Consider the following 321-nt stretch of genomic DNA (forward strand, 5'->3'; position numbering starts at 1 on the left):
GGCTGGAGCGCGGGGTCGCCTCGTGCACTGTTCGGAGCCACGTGTAATTGGTTGGAAGAACAAGAAGGAAGGTCGTGGTCCCGCGATCCGCAGTATCGACTGCCGTATCCCGTACCGGACGTAGCTGACTCTCGATGGGGTCTGGTCTATGACATGATCAATGTGTTCTTGGTTGAGGACGCAACGGAGTTCTGGAACCGAAAGGCCGATTCAGCAGACCCCGATCGAAGCACGTATGACTCGAAGGATTTGTTCGGGTCGGATGCAGCACGTATCGTTGTGCAGGGATTCGAACGACCGGACATCCCGTGGAATGATGAG

Annotated in this window: 1 protein-coding gene; it reads left to right on the top strand. The window is 56.4% G+C overall.

Annotated features, from left to right (window positions below; translation table 11 throughout):
* Nucleotides 1-51: 51 nt before the first annotated feature.
* The coding region (locus tag AC1RPR_RS08635; protein WP_481763540.1) for a hypothetical protein at nt 52-321 on the top strand (270 nt) is incomplete at its 3' end.

The organism is Dellaglioa sp. CoH-57-MRSF-22 (assembly GCF_056781895.1).